Origin of the sequence: Dickeya sp. MK7 (assembly GCF_000406305.1) — a bacterium.
GTDB classification, from domain to species: Bacteria; Pseudomonadota; Gammaproteobacteria; order Enterobacterales; family Enterobacteriaceae; genus Dickeya; species Dickeya fangzhongdai.
Genome location: NZ_CM001984.1, coordinates 4,522,963 through 4,542,051, shown reverse-complemented (window position 1 = coordinate 4,542,051; position 19,089 = coordinate 4,522,963). Strand labels below are relative to the sequence as shown.

Genomic DNA, 19,089 nt, shown 5'->3' with positions numbered 1-19,089 from the left:
CTAATCATCTGTTTGTATGTTGACAGCCTTTTTCATCTCGGCGTAACATGCGCCCATCATTATTCCCGGAGGACCCACGCCTTGGACACACCCAGTCGATACTGGCTCAATAACCTACTGATTAGGTACCACTTCTAAGGCTATCTTCCCCGAGCTGATAGCCTTAGCGGTTGTCAGCGATATTGTTTGTCGCATCGAGTCAGCACCGTCTCACGGCCTGAAACCTGATGGTGACTTTTCCACCCTGTTTCTGTGTTTCAATCGCGTTTTGTCCCTCTTTGTTACATTTTGGGAGCATGGCTTATGCTGAGCGCATTCAAACTCGATAACTGCCGTTTAACTCGCCTGGAACTGGATGAAAGCAACGACCTGACCACCTCGCTATGGGTGGATTTGGTCGAGCCGGACGTCGAAGAGCGAGATTTGGTGCAGAATCAGCTGGGGCAAAGCCTGGCGACCCGACCGGAACTGGAAGACATTGAGGCATCGGCCCGTTTTTTCGAAGATGAAGACGGCCTGCACATTCACTCCTTTTTCTTTTATGAAGACGCAGACGACCACGCCGGCAACTCCACGGTGGCGTTCACCATTCGCGATGGCCGTTTGTATACGCTGCGCGAACGCGAACTGCCGGCTTTCCGTCTTTACCGCATGCGCGCCCGCGCTCAGACGCTGGTCGACGGCAACGCCTACGAACTGCTGCTCGATCTGTTTGAAACCAAAATCGAGCAGCTGGCGGACGAAATCGAAAACATCTACAGCGATTTGGAATCCTTAAGCCGGGTGATCATGGACGGCCGTCAGGGCGACGAATATGACGACGCGCTATCGACGCTGGCGGAGCAGGAAGATATCGGCTGGAAAGTGCGGCTGTGTCTGATGGATACCCAGCGCGCGCTCAACTTCCTGGTGCGCCGCGCCCGGTTGCCGAGCAGTCAGTTGGAACAGGCGCGCGAGATCCTGCGCGACATCGAATCCCTGTTGCCGCACAACGAATCGCTGTTCCAGAAGGTCAACTTCCTGATGCAGGCGGCGATGGGTTTCATCAACATCGAGCAGAACCGCATTATCAAAATCTTCTCGGTGGTATCAGTGGTGTTCCTGCCGCCGACGCTGGTGGCGTCCAGCTATGGCATGAACTTCGAATTCATGCCGGAACTGAAATGGGCCTATGGCTATCCGGGCGCGATGCTGTTGATGCTGCTGGCCGGTCTGGCCCCGTACCTGTATTTCAAACGCCGCAACTGGCTGTAACGCCAACGCCCTTTTCTCCGACAGGCGACTCGTTGCCCGCAAGGCGACGAGTCCCTGGCCCGATTTCCTCCGACAATTGTTGATAACGAACAGATTTCGCACGGATAGATGCCCGTCTGACGGGCTTCCGGGGTAGAATCGCCTCTCTGCTTTGATGTTGTAACAGGTGCTGTGCATGGAGAGGTTTCCCGCGTCGACACAATGGTTCATGCTGCTGGCGGTTTCGTTGGTGTTGGGTTTTGGTCTGCAGATTTACCATGTTCCGGCGGCGCTGCTGCTGGGGCCGATGTTGGTAGGGGTGGTGATGGGTCTGAACGGCGCCACTATCCGTATTCCCCGTCCGCTGTTTTTCGCCAGTAATGCCGTGCTGGGCTGTCTGGTGGCGCAAAGTCTCTCCCTGTCCATTCTGACGCCGCTGGTAAAAGAGTGGCCGCTGGTACTGTTTATCCTGTTGTCGACGCTGGTTGCCAGCGGGCTGTCGGGCTGGTTGCTGATGCGCTACAGCGAGCTGCCGGGCACGACCGGCACCTGGGGCGCGTCTCCGGGCGGCGCGTCGGCGATGGTGGCGATGGCGGGGGATTTCGGCGCCGATGTGCGGCTGGTGGCGTTTATGCAGTACCTGCGGGTGCTGATGGTGACCGCGGCGGCGGCGTTTGTGGCGCGCGCCAGTCTTGGACAAGGCGCACAAGCCAATAGCGCGCTGCTGGTCTGGTTCCCCTCGCTGGACTGGCGTTTCCCGGCCACGCTGGCGGTGGCGTTTAGCGGCGCCTGGATTGGGCGGCGGCTGCGCATTCCTTCCGGCCAATTGCTGGGGCCGATGATCATCGGTTCCATGCTGCATTCCACCGGTACGCTGGCGTTACAGACGCCGGAATGGCTGCTGGCGCTAGCCTATGCCCTGATTGGCTGGAGCGTCGGCCTGTCGTTTACCCGCCCCGTTTTTCTGCTGGCGCTGCGCACCCTGCCGAAAATGATGATGTCGATTGTCACGCTGATGCTGCTGTGCGGCGGGATGGCGCTGATGATAACGCATTTGTTGTCGGTGGATATCCTGACCGCCTATCTGGCGACCAGCCCCGGCGGGCTGGACTCCATTGCCATTATCGCCGCTGGTAGTCGGGTGGATATCGCGTTCGTTATCGCCATGCAGACGCTACGCCTGTTCTCCACCCTGATTTTCAGCCCGATTTTGTCACGTTACATCTCGCGCCACGCTGTGGCTGGCGCGGCGTAACCGTCGCTGGGTATAGAGCGCGTCGAGCGTGAACACCGCCAGCGCCAGCCAGATGAAGGCGAAGGTGACTAATCGGTCCGACGTGATGGTTTCGCCGTACACCAGCACCGCCAGCAGGAAGGTCAGCGTCGGCGCCAGATACTGAAAAAAGCCCAGCGTAGACAACCGCAGCCGCATGGCGGCCGAGGTAAACAACAGCAGCGGCACCGTGGTGACGATGCCTGCCGCCATCAGCAGCACATTCAGCGACATCGCGTTTTGGCTGAGGTGGCTGGTGGGCGAATCGGCCAGCCATTCCAGATAGACCAGCGCGGCGGGCAGCAGCCACAGGGTTTCGAACAGCATGCCGGTCTGGCCGTCGATAGCGATCTTTTTACGCAGCAGACCGTAAAATCCGAAACTGAAGGCCAGCGTGAGCGCGATGACCGGCAGCGAGCCGAGCGTCCACAACTGCACCAGTACGCCGCACACCGCCAGCATCATCGCCAGCCATTGCGTCGGGCGGAACCGCTCCCCGAGAAACAGCATCCCCAGCAGCACACTGACCAGCGGGTTGATGAAGTAACCCAGGCTGGCTTCCAGCATATGGTTATGGTTGACCGCCCAGATGTAAATCAGCCAGTTACAGGCCACCAGCGTGGCGGTGATCGCCAGCAGCAATAGCTGGCGCGGCCGGCGGCAGGCGTTGCGCACCACGCCCCATTTACGGCTGAGGCTCAGCAGCAACAGCATGAAAAAGAACGACCAGATAATACGGTGGCTGAGAATTTCATCAGCCGGCACTTGCCCGAGCTGTTTGAAATAAACCGGGGCAATCCCCCAGATGATATAAGCGCCGAGGGCGAACAGTACCCCCTGGCGGTGTTGTGGCATACTCATTGATTAGAAACCAGATAAACCGCAGATGAGCATCCAGTGTACCGGACCACGGCGCGGGTGTCTTGACGCTGCGTGTCGATAAATCCCTGTTCGGTGTTCCCTTTAGCCAACGATGTAGGTGGCGATGGCGCTGGCGATATGCGACTGTTTTTCGTTATGCAATTCGGCCCGCGCCACGGCGATTTTATTGCCGCCGCGCAACAGCTGGCTGGTCAGGATAAAACGTTCGCCGCGGCCGGGGCGCAGATAATCCACCCGCAGGTCGATGGTGCCCATACGCGACAGCCGCTGGTGAAGCTCCTGCTCGCTCAATGTGTCATGGCGCAGCAGCGCGCTGCCCACGCACACCAGCCCGGCAGCCACGTCCAGACCGGCGGCAATCACGCCGCCGTGCAGGATCTGCTGCAACGCGTTGCCCACCAGTTTGTTCTGATGGTGGAAACTCAGCGTGACCGCATCCGGCGAGAACGCCTCCAGCGTGAGTCCCAACTCCTGATTGAACGGCATCTGATAAATGAAAATATCGCTGACGCGCTGACGCAGCGTGTCTTGAGTGAGCGGTGTAGTAAGCATGTGTGAGCCTCTTTTCGCGCCTGTAGGGGGAGGTGGTTAATTTTTATGTATTTATAGGTTAATGAGTTGTTATTTTAGGCGCCGTTATGCTTTCTTGCTACCGCTGGTCGATATAACAACAGGAAAACTGCGCGAAGCGGGTGACCTGTGTACACTATCCGCCGTCATTTCAGTTCGTTATCCAATTCACATAACTATCTTGACCCTTTGGGAGAATACGCGCATGTATAAATCAGGTGGGATGGCTGTTGCGCTGATGCTGGCGGCGACCGCCCATGCTCAGGAAGCCCGCGTTCAGGAAATCCATGACGCTCCGGCCGTACCGGGCAGTATTATCGCCGGGCTGCTGCAGAAACATGACACGCCGTTCATACTCTACCCTTATGAAAGCAACTACCTGCTTTACACCTACACCAGCAACATCAATAAACAGGCGATTCAGAGCTATAGCTGGGCCGACGATGCCCGTAAAGATGAAGTGAACTTTCAGCTAAGCCTCGGTTTTCCACTGTGGCGCGGCATTGCCGGGGAAAATTCGCTGTTGGGCGCGTCTTATACCCAGCGCTCCTGGTGGCAGATGTCCAACAAGAGCGAGTCTACGCCGTTTCGTGAAACCAACTACGAACCGCAGCTCTTTCTTGGCTGGGCGACGGATTACCGTTTTGCCGGCTGGACGCTGCGCGACGTGGAGATGGGGTTCAATCACCAGTCCAACGGGCGCGCCGATCCGACCTCGCGCAGCTGGAACCGGGTCTATGCCCGCCTGATGGCGCAGAACGGCAACTGGCAGGTAGAAGTGAAACCCTGGGTTCGCCTGAGCGACAGCGATGACGACAATCCGGATATTACCCGCTATATGGGGCACTATCGGGTACGGGTCGGCTACCACTGGGGAGACAGCATTTTCAGCGCCGAAGGACGTTATAACTGGAATTCCGGTTACGGCGGCGGCGAACTGGGATGGAGTTACCCGATCAGCGATCATGTCCGTTTTTACACCAAGGTATTCAGCGGTTACGGCGAGTCGCTGATTGACTACAATCACCGCCAGACCCGCTACGGCATTGGCGTGACGCTCAACGACATGTTCTAGCTCTGGTCGGCAGGACTGCGGGCCGTCGCAGAAAACCCGGCGACAGACGTTGCAGTTTTGGCGGGCGGCGCTGAAAATAGCGCCTGTTTGCTTTTTTCAAAAGCGGTGAATAACTTTTTCAGGGCAGTGAATAACGTGAAAGCGGTGAAGGCGTGTCTACGGCAGAAGTATTGAATAAAGAAACGCTGGCGATGCAGGTGCTGCGTGAAACCTTCGGTTACCAGCAATTCCGGCCGGGTCAGCAGGCAATTATCAATGCCGTCATCAGCGGGCGTGACTGCCTGGTGATCATGCCGACCGGCGGGGGCAAATCCCTGTGTTATCAGATTCCGGCGCTGGTGCTGGAAGGGCTGACGCTGGTGGTGTCGCCGCTGATTTCCCTGATGAAGGATCAGGTCGATCAGTTGCAGGCTTATGGCGTGGCGGCGGCTTGCCTCAATTCCACCCAGACCCGTGAGCAGCAGCAGGAGGTGTTCAGCGCCTGTCGCCGCGGCGAACTGAAGCTGCTGTACATCGCGCCGGAACGTCTCACCACCGACGGGTTTCTGGAGCAACTGACGCACTGGAACACGACGCTCATCGCCATTGACGAAGCGCACTGCATTTCCCAGTGGGGGCATGATTTTCGCCCGGAATACCGCGCGCTGGGGCAGATCAAACAACAGTTTCCCGCCCTGCCGATTGTGGCGCTGACCGCTACCGCCGATGAAACCACCCGTCAGGATATCGCCCGTCTGCTGGATTTGCGCGACCCGCTGATCAATATCAGCAGCTTTGACCGCCCCAACATCCGCTACACGCTGGTGGAAAAATTCAAACCGCTCGATCAACTGTGGCTGTTTGTGCAAGGGCAGCGCGGCAAGAGCGGCATCGTGTATTGCAACAGCCGGGCCAAGGTGGAAGACCTGTGCGCCCGGTTGCAGAACCGCGGGCTGAGCGTCGGCGCTTATCACGCCGGGCTGGAAAACGACCGTCGCGCTCAGGTGCAGGAGGCGTTTCTGCGCGATGACCTGCAGGTGGTGGTCGCCACGGTGGCGTTCGGCATGGGCATCAACAAACCGAACGTACGCTTCGTGGTGCACTTCGACATCCCGCGTAATATCGAATCCTACTATCAGGAAACCGGTCGCGCCGGGCGCGACGGCCTGCCCGCCGAAGCGGCGCTGTTCTACGACCCGGCGGACATGGCCTGGCTGCGCCGCTGTCTGGAAGAAAAACCGGCCGGCATGCAGCTGGATATCGAGCGGCACAAACTGAATGCGATGGGGGCGTTTGCCGAAGCGCAGACCTGCCGCCGTCTGGTGCTGCTCAACTACTTTGGCGAAAACCGTCAGCAAGCGTGCGGCAACTGCGATGTTTGCCTCGATCCGCCCCGACGCTACGACGGGCTGGTGGACGCGCAGAAAGCGCTGTCCTGCGTCTACCGCGTCGGGCAGCGGTTCGGCATCGGTTACATCGCCGAAGTGCTGCGCGGCGCCAATAACCAGCGCATTCGCGAATTCGGTCACGACAAACTGCCGGTGTACGGTCTGGGTAAGGATAAAACGCAGGAGCAGTGGGTCAGCATCCTGCGTCAGTTGATCCACCTGGGGTTGCTGGCGCAGAACATCGCCCACCATTCCGCGTTGCAACTGACCGAGTCGGCTCGGCCGGTACTGCGCGGCGAAGTGCCGCTGCAACTGGCGGTGCCGCGCGTCATCAGCCTGAGCAAGCCGCGCGCCAGCCAGAAAACCTACGGCGGCAATTACGACCGCAAACTGTTCGCCAAACTGCGCAAACTGCGTAAATCCATCGCTGACGAAGACAATATTCCGCCGTACGTGGTGTTCAGCGACGCCACGCTGCTGGAAATGGCCGAACTGTTGCCGGTCACCGCCAGCGAGCTGCTGGCGGTCAATGGCGTCGGCCAGCGGAAACTGGAGCGATTTGGCGCCCCTTTTATGACGTTGATCCGCGATCATTTGGATAACGGCGACGACTGAGACGTGCTCAGTCTGCTGGCCGGGTCTTCGCCTGTTCTGGCATGTAAAAAAAGGAATGAATATGTTGATGTTGTTTCTCACGGTAGCGCTGGTGCACCTGATTGCGTTGATGAGTCCGGGGCCGGATTTCTTTTTCGTCTCCCAGACGGCGGTCAGCCGTTCCCGTCGTGAAGCGCTGATGGGCGTCCTGGGGATTACGCTGGGCGTGCTGGTATGGGCCGCTATCGCGCTGATGGGGCTGCATCTGCTGCTGGAGCGTATGGCGTGGCTGCACCGTCTGGTCATGATCGGCGGCGGCCTGTATCTGTGCTGGATGGGCTGGCAGATGCTGCGTTCGGCTTTGCGTAAGCGTGAACAGCAGGAAGGCGACGTGATGGTGGCATTGCCGCAGCGGGGCAAAACCTTCATGCGTGGTTTTCTGACTAACCTGTCCAACCCCAAGGCGTTGATCTATTTCGGCAGCGTGTTCTCGCTGTTTGTCGGTGACGATGTGGGCGCGGCGGCGCGCTGGGGACTGTTTGCCCTGATTTCGCTGGAAACGTTGCTGTGGTTCAGCCTGGTGGCGCTGGTGTTCGCGTTGCCGGTGATGCGCCGCGGTTATCAGCGGCTGGCGAAATGGGTGGACGGCCTGGCTGGCGTGTTGTTCACCGGGTTCGGCATCCACCTGATTATCTCGCGTTAAATTCCACCTGCCTTTTTACCACTGGCAGGCGTTCGCGGTGCTGACTCCCGGCCGGGTCGCCGGGAGTGTTGCGCTCCGGCAGCCGCTGGAGTCGGCAAGGTCAGCAAGCAAGATAGTGCGTCAACCGCGCCTGTCAGGTCGCCGTCGTTAACCCGTGTTCCGCCAGTGGAATGCATTTTTCAGCGGCATCAGGGTCCTGACCGACAAAAGCCGCCACGATAGCCCCTTCTTTCAGTAAACACAGCAGGTCAATAAAGGCTTCGCTCGCCGTGGGTAAATGCTGTTGCAGCAACCGGCGCACTTTCTGCTTGTGCTCACGGCAATATTGCGCAATCGGACTGGAAGGATCGCGGATTTCCGCCGCCGTATTGATGAAAAAGCACCCATGAAATGCGCTCAGTTCCTTAACCCCTCCCCTGAACCAGTCGGTCAGCGCATGAAACAGACGTTGCACAACGTCATTCGGCGTCGCGGCCTGCGCCAGCGCCGAAGATAACCAGCTCATGAAGATCTGATCCCGGTACGCAAGCGTCGCGAGTACCAGCTCGTTTTTGCCGGGGAAATGGTGATAAAGGGTCTTTTTAGCGATCCCTGAAACCTCAAGCACTTCGTTGATACCGACCGAATTAATGCCTTTCTGATTGAACAATGCCAGGGCTGTAGTGATCAGTTGCTGTCGTTTGTCGTTCATAGCTGGCCTCCTGACGATATATTGACAAAGGTAGACCAATCTGTCTACTCTAAAAGTAGACCAAGTTGTCTACTTTTAGAGTTCAGGAGTAAGTCATGATAAAAAAACTGATTTTCCCGGTGGTATCGGGTGCCGGCGCAGCGCTGACCATTGGTCTGCTGTCGTATGTGGATACGCTGCAGTCAGGCTGGGTATTGCTGATGGCGCCTTTCGGCGCGACGGCGGTGCTGGTATTCGGGTTGCCGGCCAGTCCGCTGGCGAAGCCCAAAAATGTGATTATGGGGCATTTTATTACGGCGTTGATTGGCGTCTGCTTTGCGCAATGGACGGGCGTCAGCCCGCTGACGCTGGCACTGGCGACCGGGTTGGCGGTTAGCGCTATGCTGCTGACGGGAACGACGCATCCGCCCGCGGGCGCGAATCCGCTGCTGATTATGCTGACAGGACAGAGCTGGTCGTTCTTGCTGGCGCCGGTGTTGATGGGCGCCGTCATCATCGTTCTGGCCGGCAAGGTGCTGAATGTTCTGCGCGCACATCCGTTCTGGCAACGGTCAGTAGCCGGCGGGGAGTCACTGCGGTGAGCTATTCCGGCGGGGAGGTAGGTGGTAAGACTGCTGTCGAAAAAATCCATCTGTACCGCTCGCCGTGTCTGCCGCGAGCGGTAACATCCTCAGATTCAGGCTTTGCGGGCCGTCGCCAGCAGCGCGCCGACCAGCATGAACAGCGAGCCGAAGGTCCGGTTCAGCTGTTTGAGCTGGCGCGGACCTTTCAGCCACAGCGCGATGCGCCGCGCCAGCGTGGCGTAGCCAATCATCACGATGATGTCGACCACGACGGTGGTGACGCCCAGCACCAGATACTGCATCGCCTGGGGCTGATGCGGGATAATAAACTGCGGGAACAGCGCGGCCAGAAACACGATGCTTTTCGGGTTGGTCAGATTGACCAGAATCGCCCGTTTGAACAAACGACGACGCGGCATACTGTTAGCCAGCGTTTGCAGGTCCAGCGAACCGGCGCTGCGCCATTGCTGGATGCCAAGCCAGATCAGGTAAGCGGCGCCGAACCATTTCAGCAAATCAAACGCCAGCACCGACTGAGATAACAACGCCCCCAGACCGATCCCCACCAGTACAATATGAATAGCCAGGCCCAGTTGCAGCCCGGCGATGGACGCTATCGCGCCGCGGTAACCGTGGCTGATGCTGGTGCTCATGGTATTGATGGCGCCGGAACCGGGCGACAGGCTTAGAATCAATGTGGTGACGAGGTAGGTTAACCACCAGTCCTGGGTCATGGCTGAATGCTCCCTGATTGCGGTTTTTTATGCCACAATACGCCAATGCCCGTCTTTGTGCCATAGCTCACAAAAATCAATCCGTTCGGCATGATTTACCTCGGGAGAGCCTGATGAATCCTTATCCGGAGTGCCTGCTGACCAGGGAATGGCAGTACGCCGCATTCGCTACCGGGCCGTTGCTGGATTTCTGGCGACAGCGTCAGGAAGGGATGTTCATCGGCGTGGATGACGTGCCGATTCGTTTCGTGCGTTTTAGCTCACCGTCGCACTCGCATCTGGTGGTGGTGTTGCCCGGCCGCACTGACAGCTACGTAAAATATGCCGAGGCGGCCTACGACCTGTTTCAGTGCGGTTACGATGTGTTGATGATGGACCACCGTGGACAGGGGCGCTCCGGCCGGTTGCTGAAAGACAGCCATCGGGGGCATGTGCGCCGCTTTTGCGATTATGTGGACGACGTGGCGACGCTATGGCAACAACAGGTGGCGCCGGGACATTATACCAAACGGTTCGCGCTGGCCCATTCGATGGGCGGTGCGATTCTGGCGCAGTTTCTGGCGCGCCAGCCGCAGACGTTCGATGCGGTCGCGCTCTGTGCGCCGATGTGCGGCATTCTGTTGCCGATGCCGCGCTGGCTGGCCTGGCGTATTCTGGACTGGGCCGAGCGTTACCCGGCGATACGGGACTATTACGCCATCGGCACCAGCCAGTGGCGTCCGTTGCCGTTTATGGTCAATGTGCTGACCCACAGCCATGCGCGTTATCGTCGCCACGTGCGTTTTTATGCCGACGACCCGGATTTGCGCATCGGCGGCCCGACCTATCACTGGGTGCGGGAGGCGCTGCAGGTGGAAACACAACTGCTGCAACAGGCGCCGGCGATCACGACGCCGCTGCTGCTGCTGCAGGCGGAAGAGGAGCGGGTGGTGGACAATGGTTGTCAGGACGCTTTTTGTCAGGCGCTGGCGACAGCCGGTCACCCGTGTGCGGATGGTCATCCTTATGTCATTCGCGGCGCCCGCCACGACATTCTGTCGGAAAAGGATGCGATGCGGGCCGAGGCCTTCGGGCGGATTTTGCGACACTTCAACGATTATCATTAATACGTCTGTGCGGCCAGGCCGCCCGGCACCAGCGGAGGTTGGATTTCAACGTATGTACCCGATTGTTGCTTCCGATTTGGATGGCACCCTGCTGTCACCCGATCACACCCTGTCACCCTATGCCAAAGAAACCCTGCGTCTGATGACGGAACAGGGCGTCCATTTTGTGTTCGCCACCGGGCGTCACCATATGGATGTGGCGCAGATCCGCGATAATCTGGCGATCAGCGCCTACATGATTACGTCTAACGGCGCGCGGGTGCATAACACCGACGGCGAGCTGATTTTCAGTCACAATCTGGACCGCGACATCGCCCACGATCTGTTCGGCATGGTGTATCACCATCCGGAAATTCTGACCCACGTTTATCGCGGCGATGAGTGGTTCCTGTGCCGCTCCCGCCCTGAAGAAGAGCGCTTTTTTACCGAGACGGTGTTCCGCTACAAACTGTTCGACCCGGAAACGCTGGGTACGGACGGCGTCGGCAAAGTATTTTTCACCTGTGAAGATCACGACAAGCTGCTGCCGCTGGAAGAAGCGCTCAACGCGCGCTGGGGCGACCGGGTGAACGTCAGCTTCTCCACCCTGAGCTGTCTGGAAGTGATGGCGGGCGGCGTATCCAAAGGCCACGCGCTGGAGCAGGTCGCCAAAATCCTCGGTCATACCATCAAAGATTGCATCGCCTTCGGCGACGGCATGAACGACTATGAAATGCTGTCGATGGCGGGCAAAGGCTGCATCATGAGCAATGCCCACCAGCGACTGAAGGATATGCTGCCGAACAACGAGGTGATTGGCACCAACATCGATCAGGCGGTGCCAAAATACCTGCGTCGTCTTTATCTCTGAGACGGCCGGGAATCCTGCGGTGAATGCAGGAACGACACGGCTTTGTCGGGGAAATCGGTGAACAGGCCGTCGACATCGGCCTGACGGTAGAGCAGCGCATAGAGCGCGTTCACGTCGGCGACGTACTTCGGCAACCGGTCAGCCCGCACCGTGTAGGGGTGCACCACCATGCCGCTGGCGTGCGCCTCTTTCACCAGCGGACTGACGGCGACCTTGCCCGCATTGCCGCTGAGCAGCATGTGATAGTCGGGGCCGACGCCGTCGGCGTAGCGGGCGATTTTCTGCATCGCGCCCGGTTTGAGCATCCAGTCGTAGTCATAGTTGACCCAGCGGCCGTCGGGTTGTTGCTGCTGGGTTTCCTGCCAGCGGGTTTCGGCGATCAGTTGCACCAGTTTCAGGTCCATCCCCAGCGCCGGTTCCAGTTCGGTTTTGATGCGTTGCAGCTCGCTGGCGTCAAAGCATTGCAGGTAAACCCGGTCGCTTTTTTGGCTGTAACCGTACTGTTTGAGCACCTCCAGCACCGCGCGGGATATATCTTTGCCCTCCTGACGGTGGAACCACGGCGCTTTGATTTCCGGGTAGATGCCGATGTTTTTGCCGGTCGAGTGGTTCAGCCCCTGAATGAATTCGATTTCATCCTGAAAGGTGTGAATGCGAAAGTCCGATTTGCCCATCGGGAAGCGATTCGGGTAGCTCTGCACCGGCTTGCCGTCTTTCAGGTCAAACCCTTCGGTGAATTTAAGCGAACGGATTTCCGCCAGCGTAAAATCGATGGCGTAGTAACGGCCGTCAGCCCGCTCCCGGCCGGGGAAACGCTCGGCGACGTCGGTGACGCGGTCAAGGTAGTGATCGTGCAGCACCACCAGCGCGTTGTCCCTGGTCATGACCAGATCCTGCTCCAGATAGTCCGCGCCCTGCTCGTACGCCATCGCCTTGGCGGGCAGGGTATGTTCCGGCAGGTAGCCGCTGGCGCCCCGGTGGGCAATCACGATTTTATCGCCGGTCTGCGCCAGCACGGAGAGGGACATCGCCAGCGTCATGCCGGCCAGTAAAGGCTTGAACAGAGGATTCATGTCAGCGTCCTTTTTCAGTGGGAGAAAGAAAAGCTGTGTGAGTCGATGTGTTGAAAATGGCGTTGATAACTCCCCGCCGGCCCGGCATGGTCCGGCGGGGATAAAGCGCATGGTTACCGTCGTCAGTAAACCACGGCTGGATGACAGAATCAGGCGCGTTGCGCCAGTTCTTGCTTGTGTTTCTTCTCGTTGATCATGGTCAGGATCAACAACAGTACCGCCAGTACGCTGCCGCCGATCATCACCAGGAAGCCGCCGTTCCAGCCGAAGAAGTCTACGGTGTAGCCGACGATGGCGCTGGCTGCCACCGAACCGCCCAGGTAACCGAACAGGCCGGTGAAGCCGGCGGCGGTGCCGGCGGCTTTCTTCGGCGCCAGTTCCAGCGCATGCAGGCCGATCAACATCACCGGGCCGTAGATCAGGAAGCCGATGACGATCATGCAGAGCATGTCCACGCCGGGGTTGCCCGCCGGATTCAGCCAGTACACGATAGTGGCGATGGTCACCAGACTCATGAAGAACACGCCGGTGGCGCCGCGGTTGCCCTTGAACACCTTGTCGGACATCCAGCCGCACAGCAGCGTGCCTGGAATACCGGCGTATTCATACAGGAAATAGGCCAGCGAAGACTTATCCAGCGCAAAGTGCTTCACCTCTTTGAGATAGGTCGGCGACCAGTCGAGAATGCCGTAACGCAGCAGGTAGACGAACACGTTGGCAAAGGCGATGTACCACAACAGTTTGTTGGGGAACACGTACTGCATGAAGATTTCTTTGGCGGTCAGCTCCTGTTCGTCTTTCTCGCTGTAATCCACCGGATAATCGTTTTTGTATTCTTCGATCGGCGGCAGACCGCAGGACTGCGGCGTGTCGCGCATCATGGCGAAGGCGAACAGCGCCACCAGAATGGCGGCGAACGCCGGCATATAGAGCGCGGCTTTCCAGTCATTGAACCAGGCCATCCCCAGCAGGAACAGCAGCGGCGGGATGCCGCCGCCCACGTTGTGGGCGCAGTTCCAGACGGAAACGATGCCGCCGCGTTCTTTCTGCGACCACCAATGCACCATGGTACGGCCGCACGGCGGCCAGCCCATGCCCTGAAACCAGCCGCAGACGAACAGCAACACGAACATCACCATGATGCTGGAAGTCGCCCACGGTACGAAGCCCATAAACAGCATCACCGCCGCCGCCAGAATCAGGCCGGCGGGCAGGAAGACGCGCGGGTTGGAGCGGTCGGATACCGAACCCATGATGAATTTGGAAAACCCGTAGGCGATGGAAATGCCGGACAGCGCGAAACCCAGATCACCCTTTGAGAACCCCTGCTCGACCAGATAAGGCATCGCCAGCGCGAAGTTCTTTCTGACCAGATAGTAGGCGGCGTAGCCGAAAAAGATCCCCAGAAAAATTTGCCAGCGCAGACGACGGTAGAGCGGATCCATCCGATGTTCCTCTACGCGCGGACGATGTGCCGCAGGCTTGAAAATACTCAGCATAAATAAACGATCCCCGATAGTTATGTTCTATAACGCTCGCCAGCGTAGCGAATACGCGTGATGTTCAGTGTGAGTAAACGCGCAATTGTTACACTTTTATGACGAGGTGGGTCATTTTGAGCTGTGAGTAACACAAATGAAATAACCATTTTTCATTTCTGAGTGATTTGAATCACATATTTGTCGTCTCATCATCGTTTAATTTTCGTTTTTTGAGTGTTTTTGTTCTTTATCAATCATTGTGGCGGCGGTTTGTGTCCCACTACATACAGACATGATCCGGATTGAGGTGGGACGGTAATGGCGAACAACGGTTTGCGACGTGAAACGGATGTGGTGATTATCGGCGGCGGCGCCACCGGCGCGGGGACCGCCCGCGACTGCGCGTTGCGCGGTTTGCGGTGCCTGCTGCTGGAACGGCACGACATCGCCACCGGCGCCACCGGTCGTAATCATGGGTTGTTGCACAGCGGGGCGCGCTATGCGGTCACCGATGCGGAGTCCGCTCGCGAATGCATTGAAGAAAACCAGATTCTGCGGCGCATCGCCCGCCACTGTATTGAGCCGACCGACGGCCTGTTTCTGACGCTACCGCAGGATGACCTCGACTATCAGGCGCGGTTTGTCGCCGCCTGCCGACAGGCGGGGATCCCGGCGCAGGCGATCGATCCACAGGAGGCGCTGCGACTGGAACCGGCCGCCAATCCAGCCTTGATCGGCGCAGTGAGGGTGCCGGACGGTACCGTGGATCCGTTCCGGCTGACCGCCGCCAATATGATCGACGCCTGCGAACATGGCGCGGAAGTGCTGACCTACCACGAAGTGATCGGGTTGATTCGCCAGGGCGATCGTGTCACCGGCGTGCGCGTTTTCGACCACAAACGCCATGTCGCCAGTGAAATTTATGCGCAGGTGGTGGTGAACGCGGGCGGCATCTGGGGGCAGCGCATCGCTGAGTACGCCGATCTGACTGTGCGCATGTTTCCAGCCAAGGGCGCGCTGCTGATTCTGGGGCACCGCATCAACAACCGGGTGATCAACCGCTGCCGTAAACCGGCGGACGCCGACATTCTGGTGCCGGGCGACACTATTTCGCTGATTGGCACCACCTCGACCCGCATCGACTATGACCAAATCGACCACATGACCGTTACCCCGGCGGAAGTCGATACCCTGATCCGCGAAGGCAGTCTGCTGGCGCCGCAACTGGCGCAAACCCGCATTCTGCGTGCTTACGCCGGGGTGCGGCCGCTGGTGGCGAGCGACAACGACCCGTCCGGGCGCAGCGTCAGCCGCGGCATTGTGCTGCTGGACCACGCCAGCCGGGACGGGCTGGAAGGGTTTGTCACCATCACCGGCGGCAAGCTGATGACCTACCGGCTGATGGCGGAATGGGTGACGGACAAAGTATGCGAAAAGCTCGGCCACAGGGCCGAATGCGCCACCGCGTCACGGCCGTTGCCGGGATCGGAAACGCCGAATCCGGACACGCCGCAGGCCGCATCGGCGCTGTCGGCGCCGTTGCGCGGTTCTGCGATTTATCGCCACGGGCATCGCGCCGCGCCGCTGGTGTCCGGCCAGCGGGTGGACAGCAGTCTGGTGTGCGAATGCGAAGCGGTGACGGCGGGCGAAGTGCGTTATGCGGTGGAGTCGCTGCAGGTCAATAACCTGACTGACCTGCGCCGCCGTACCCGCGTCGGCATGGGCACCTGTCAGGGGGAACTGTGCGCCTGTCGCGCGGCCGGGTTGTTGTGCCGTCTGGGACAGTCCACGCCGCATCAGGCGGTGTCGCAACTGAGCCAGTTTCTCAACGAGCGCTGGAAAGGCATGCGCCCCATCGCGTGGGGGCACACGCTGCGGGAAAGCGAATTTACCAGCTGGATTTATCAGGGGCTGTGCGGGCTGACCGAAAGCCGGGAGCAGGAGAACAGCGATGCGTTATGACGTGGTGATAATTGGCGGCGGGCTGGCCGGGTTAGCCTGCGGCATTCGCCTGCAGGAGCAGGGTAAACGCTGCGCCGTGGTCAGCGTCGGGCAAAGCGCGCTGACCTTTGCGTCCGGCGCGCTGGATCTGCTGGCGACGCTGCCGGACGGCACGGCGGTCGACCAGCCGTTGGCGGCGCTGGATGCGCTGGCGGCGCAGGCGCCGCATCATCCTTATACCCTGATGGGTAAGGCGCGCGTAAACCAACTGGCGTCGGACGCCGAAGCGTTGCTGGCGCGCTGCGGGTTGTGGCTGCGAGGGGAAAGCGGGGGCAATCATCAGCGTCTTACGCCGTTGGGCAAGTGGCATCCGTGCTGGCTGAGCCCGTCGGATAGCGTAACGCGCGGCCTGCCGGGGTCGCCGGCGTGGCGTCAGCCGCTGGTCGCCGGTATCGACGGCTTTATGGATTTTCAATCCCGGCTGGTGGCCGGGGAACTGCAAGCGCAGGGGATTGCCGCCCGCGCCGACGATCTGCACTTGCCGTTGCTGGATGCGTTGCGGCAAAACCCCAGCGAGTTTCGTTCGCTGAATCTTGCCCGGGTGCTGGATACCCCGGCGGGCGTGGCGGCGCTGGCGGAAGAGCTGCTGACGCGATCGAACGGTAATGACGCGGTGATACTACCCGCTTGTATCGGGCCGGACGCGCAGGCGCGGCTAAATGCCGCGCTGGGTAAACCGGTGGGACTGCTGGCGACGCTGCCGCCGTCGTTGCCGGGCATGCAGTTGCATCAGGCGCTGCTGGGCCGCTTTCGTCAGATTGGCGGCACCGTGATGCCGGGGGACCGGGTGTTGTCGGCGCAGCCGCAAGAAGACGGCGTGGCGCTGTATACCCGCAGCCACGGCGAAATACCGCTGCGAGCCGGTCATGTGGTGCTGGCGAGCGGCAGTTTTTTCAGTAACGGTCTGGTGGCCGAGCGCGATCGGGTGGTGGAGCCGGTGTTCGGGCTGGACGTGGATTTCCTGCCCACGCATGAAGACTGGAGTCGGCCGAATTTGTTCGCCGCTCAGCCGTACCTGCAATTCGGCGTAATGGTGGATGAATGCCTGCACCCGGCTATCAGCGGCCGTGTCCAGCCCCGTTTGTACGCGATTGGTTCGGTATTACGCGGGTATGACCCGTTGCGTCAGGGGTGCGGCGGCGGGGTGTCGCTGTTGACCGCGTTGTACGCCGCTGAAATGATCGTAAGGGAGAGCCTGTGATGAGCCGGTCTGACACCAGTTTCGAAAACTGCATCAAATGCACCGTCTGCACCACCGCCTGCCCGGTGGCGCGCGTCAATCCGCTCTATCCGGGGCCGAAGCAGGCTGGGCCGGATGGCGAACGGCTACGGCGTAAAGACCCGGCGTTGTTTGATGAAGCGCTGAAATATTGCACCAACTGCAAGCGGTGCGAGGTAGCCTGCCCGTCGGATGTGCACATCGGCGACATCATCCAGCGCGCCAAAGCCAGCCATAGCCAGCATCGCCCGACGCTGCGCGACGCCATTCTCAGCCACACGGATCTGATGGGCACCGTCGCCACGCCGTTTGCGCCGCTGGTGAACACCCTCACCGGGTTAAAACCGATGCGCCAACTGCTGGATAAGGCGTTGAAAATCGACCATCGCCGCCAGTTGCCGCGCTATTCCCACGGCACCTTCCGCAGCTGGTATCGCCAGCAGGCGGCGCATCAGTTGCAATTTGCCGAACAGGTCGCCTATTTTCACGGCTGCTACGTCAACTACAACCACCCGCAGCTGGGGCGCGATCTGATTCGTGTGTTTAACGCGATGGGGGTCGGGGTGCAGCTGCTGACCAAAGAGAAGTGCTGCGGCGTGGCGCTGATCGCCAACCGTTTTCTCGACAAGGCGCGCAAGCAGGCGCGTTTCAACCTGGCTTCGCTGGATGACGCCATCAACAGCCGGGGGCTGCCGGTCATCGCCACCTCGTCCAGCTGCACTTTTACGCTGCGCGATGAATATCCCCATCTGCTGGGGCTGGACAACCAGCATGTGCGCGACGGTATCGAACTGGCGACGCGTCACCTTTATCGCTTGCTGGAGCAAGGCCGGACGCTGCCGTTGCAGCCTTTGCCGCTGCGGGTGGTGTATCACACCCCTTGCCATCTGGAGCGTATGGGATGGACCGCGTATACCCTCGAACTGCTGCGGCGGATTCCAGGGCTGGAGTTGCAGGTGCTGGATTCCCAGTGTTGCGGCATCGCCGGGACCTATGGTTTCAAGAAGGAAAACTACGATACCGCGCAGGGGATTGGCGCGCCGTTGTTCCGGCAGATTGACGCGAGCGGCGCCGATCTGGTGATCACGGATTGCGAAACCTGCAAATGGCAGATTGAAATGTCCACCGGCAAACCCTGCGAACATCCCTTCAGCCTACTGGCTAAAGCGCTGCCGGCGTAAATGGTTTTAGTGGGGTTGCCCTCGCTGTTTTTCCAGGAGAGGGCGGCCGTTTTTCTATTCCCGTGCATTACACATGGTTAAATGTTAACCATTTGATTCTGAAAAAATAATCTTGTATGCCTGTAGCGAAATGACTGGAATGTCAGGCGGGCTGGCCTTCTCAGGCATGATTTTTCTTTTAGTTGAACAAAAAAACGCTTTACAGATGCAAATGATAATGATTATTATTGCCATGCGTTCCGGGAAAGCCTAATGAATCCATCCTTGTGACTCATCGCGGTTTTGCTGTGAAGGCACGACATTGCTCACATTGCTTCCAGTATTACTTAGCCAGCTCGGGTGCTGGCTTTTTTTTATCCTGAATTTTTAGGAATCTGATTTCCAATTTGTTTGTCGCTGCGCGACGTTAAAAATTTCTCCCGGAAATTTTTTGAATAGAGCGGTGAGTTTTTTCGGCTTTCTTATTCTCCGGCGGCCGCTAGACTGAAAAAAA

Annotated in this window: 17 protein-coding genes; 11 read left to right on the top strand and 6 right to left on the bottom strand. The window is 59.1% G+C overall.

Features of this window, described 5'->3' with window-relative positions; translation table 11 throughout:
- The first annotated feature begins 303 nt into the window (after positions 1-303).
- Both corA and DXXMK7_RS19690 read left to right on the top strand, forming a co-directional pair.
- A complete protein-coding gene (gene corA, locus DXXMK7_RS19695; protein WP_022635229.1) occupies positions 304-1,254 on the top strand; it encodes a magnesium/cobalt transporter CorA in 951 nt (316 codons plus the stop codon).
- 175 nt (positions 1,255-1,429) lie between these two features.
- Complete coding sequence (locus DXXMK7_RS19690; RefSeq protein WP_038920483.1) at positions 1,430-2,488, top strand: AbrB family transcriptional regulator; 1,059 nt, start codon at positions 1,430-1,432, stop codon at positions 2,486-2,488.
- On the opposite strand, the gene rarD is transcribed toward DXXMK7_RS19690, so the two are convergent.
- Positions 2,447-3,367, bottom strand: coding sequence for an EamA family transporter RarD (rarD, locus tag DXXMK7_RS19685; protein WP_038920482.1), 921 nt, complete (start codon positions 3,365-3,367; stop codon positions 2,447-2,449). The two genes, DXXMK7_RS19690 and rarD, sit on opposite strands and share 42 nt — an antisense overlap.
- A gap of 102 nt (positions 3,368-3,469) precedes the next feature.
- The gene (locus DXXMK7_RS19680; protein WP_038920481.1) at positions 3,470-3,940 is read right to left on the bottom strand and encodes a thioesterase family protein; all 471 of its coding nucleotides are present in this window, start codon (positions 3,938-3,940) and stop codon (positions 3,470-3,472) included.
- A gap of 223 nt (positions 3,941-4,163) precedes the next feature.
- On the opposite strand from DXXMK7_RS19680, the gene pldA reads away from it, so the two are divergent.
- From pldA to rhtC, 3 genes are all read left to right on the top strand, one after another.
- On the top strand, positions 4,164-5,033 hold the full coding sequence (gene pldA, locus DXXMK7_RS19675) for a phospholipase A (protein ID WP_038920480.1): 870 nt from the start codon (positions 4,164-4,166) through the stop codon (positions 5,031-5,033).
- Positions 5,034-5,185: 152 nt separating this feature from the next.
- Positions 5,186-7,015, top strand: a complete 1,830-nt coding sequence (gene recQ / locus DXXMK7_RS19670; protein WP_038664763.1) for an ATP-dependent DNA helicase RecQ — start codon at positions 5,186-5,188, stop codon at positions 7,013-7,015.
- Between the two features lie 61 nt (positions 7,016-7,076).
- Positions 7,077-7,697 carry a threonine export protein RhtC gene (rhtC, locus tag DXXMK7_RS19665; protein WP_038664766.1) on the top strand — a complete coding sequence of 207 codons (621 nt, stop codon included), beginning with the start codon at positions 7,077-7,079 and terminating at the stop codon, positions 7,695-7,697.
- Between the two features lie 133 nt (positions 7,698-7,830).
- On the opposite strand, the gene DXXMK7_RS19660 is transcribed toward rhtC, so the two are convergent.
- On the bottom strand, positions 7,831-8,388 hold the full coding sequence (locus DXXMK7_RS19660; protein ID WP_038920479.1) for a TetR/AcrR family transcriptional regulator: 558 nt from the start codon (positions 8,386-8,388) through the stop codon (positions 7,831-7,833).
- A gap of 95 nt (positions 8,389-8,483) precedes the next feature.
- Between DXXMK7_RS19660 and DXXMK7_RS19655 the strand changes: the two genes are divergently transcribed.
- Positions 8,484-8,969, top strand: a complete 486-nt coding sequence (locus DXXMK7_RS19655; RefSeq protein ID WP_038920478.1) for an HPP family protein — start codon at positions 8,484-8,486, stop codon at positions 8,967-8,969.
- A 95-nt stretch (positions 8,970-9,064) separates the two neighbouring features.
- Here the strand turns inward: DXXMK7_RS19655 and rhtB are convergent, their stop codons facing one another.
- Positions 9,065-9,685 carry a homoserine/homoserine lactone efflux protein gene (gene rhtB / locus DXXMK7_RS19650; RefSeq protein ID WP_038664774.1) on the bottom strand — a complete coding sequence of 207 codons (621 nt, stop codon included), beginning with the start codon at positions 9,683-9,685 and terminating at the stop codon, positions 9,065-9,067.
- Between the two features lie 113 nt (positions 9,686-9,798).
- On the opposite strand from rhtB, the gene pldB reads away from it, so the two are divergent.
- Positions 9,799-10,791, top strand: a complete 993-nt coding sequence (pldB, locus tag DXXMK7_RS19645) for a lysophospholipase L2 (RefSeq protein WP_038920477.1) — start codon at positions 9,799-9,801, stop codon at positions 10,789-10,791.
- Positions 10,792-10,843: 52 nt separating this feature from the next.
- Entirely contained in the window at positions 10,844-11,641 is a 798-nt protein-coding gene (gene yigL, locus DXXMK7_RS19640) for a sugar/pyridoxal phosphate phosphatase YigL (RefSeq protein ID WP_038920476.1), read from the top strand.
- Here yigL and glpQ read toward each other — a convergent pair.
- Positions 11,632-12,714, bottom strand: coding sequence for a glycerophosphodiester phosphodiesterase (gene glpQ / locus DXXMK7_RS19635; protein ID WP_038920475.1), 1,083 nt, complete (start codon positions 12,712-12,714; stop codon positions 11,632-11,634). The genes yigL and glpQ overlap by 10 nt on opposite strands.
- A 149-nt stretch (positions 12,715-12,863) precedes the next feature.
- Positions 12,864-14,213, bottom strand: a complete 1,350-nt coding sequence (gene glpT / locus DXXMK7_RS19630) for a glycerol-3-phosphate transporter (RefSeq protein WP_038920474.1) — start codon at positions 14,211-14,213, stop codon at positions 12,864-12,866.
- A gap of 300 nt (positions 14,214-14,513) precedes the next feature.
- Between glpT and glpA the strand changes: the two genes are divergently transcribed.
- Genes glpA through glpC form a run of 3 tightly spaced genes read left to right on the top strand, consistent with a single transcriptional unit; the run spans position 14,514 to position 18,596 of the window.
- Positions 14,514-16,157, top strand: a complete 1,644-nt coding sequence (glpA, locus tag DXXMK7_RS19625) for an anaerobic glycerol-3-phosphate dehydrogenase subunit A (RefSeq protein ID WP_038920473.1) — start codon at positions 14,514-14,516, stop codon at positions 16,155-16,157.
- Positions 16,147-17,397 carry a glycerol-3-phosphate dehydrogenase subunit GlpB gene (glpB, locus tag DXXMK7_RS19620; protein WP_038920472.1) on the top strand — a complete coding sequence of 417 codons (1,251 nt, stop codon included), beginning with the start codon at positions 16,147-16,149 and terminating at the stop codon, positions 17,395-17,397. The genes glpA and glpB overlap by 11 nt, the downstream gene beginning before the upstream one ends.
- Entirely contained in the window at positions 17,397-18,596 is a 1,200-nt protein-coding gene (gene glpC / locus DXXMK7_RS19615; protein WP_038920471.1) for an anaerobic glycerol-3-phosphate dehydrogenase subunit GlpC, read from the top strand. The genes glpB and glpC overlap by 1 nt, the downstream gene beginning before the upstream one ends.
- Positions 18,597-19,089: the final 493 nt, after the last annotated feature.